The organism is Mycobacterium sp. (genome assembly GCF_008709575.1).
Taxonomy (GTDB): domain Bacteria; phylum Actinomycetota; class Actinomycetes; order Mycobacteriales; family Mycobacteriaceae; genus Mycobacterium.
Genome location: NZ_VYIK01000425.1, coordinates 1 through 643, shown reverse-complemented (window position 1 = coordinate 643; position 643 = coordinate 1). Strand labels below are relative to the sequence as shown.

At 63.5% G+C, this 643-nt stretch carries 1 pseudogene; it reads right to left on the bottom strand.

Annotated elements, in window-relative coordinates:
* A pseudogene (locus tag F6Q13_RS19385) lies at window positions 1-556 on the bottom strand (hypothetical protein); the annotation flags it as partial.
* Window positions 557-643: the final 87 nt, after the last annotated feature.

Below are 643 nucleotides of genomic sequence, written 5' to 3'. Positions count from 1 at the left end.
ATGCGTGAGGCACCAACCACCGCTTCGCGCTCACTTTTAGCTGAGGCACCTCGCCTTCTGCGAACATCCCGAGCATGTCGCGGTCGAATGGTTGTACACCGGATTCATCGGTGTCGCGATCGGCGTGCAGGAGTGCGATCGGCTTTCCCCAGCTGAGCACCGGTGCCGCGACGTACGCGGTGGTCTTGGTCAGCGGAACCAATTCGGGATGCACATGCGGGTTGGATTGCGCGTCGGGTACCAGGATGGGCACGCCGCGCCGGACCATTTCGCTCTCCGGCAAGGGACCGCTCAGCCGCCGCGGGTTAGCGAGTCCTACCGAGACCATGCGCTGCGCGAGTTCTTCGTCCGCACCGGCGAAAGCCGAACATGCGAACCATATTCCGCGCTGTATCTGGGAGAACAGCACGCGGGTGAAGCCCATGCGATGCGCCTCTACCGGCGCGCGCTCGGCCAGGTCCGCTGCCGACACGGCGCCACGTAACCTGGTGACCGCTGCCCGTGCGCCGCAGACTTTTTCGCGGTGGTCCGCCAGGATTCCGTCCTTGATCGACACCTGGGTTAGCTCTAAGCCTGAATCCGTGGATGGGTCGGTCGTTGTTGATCGGCGTGTGAACAGCGAAAATGCCTCCTGAACTGGGAC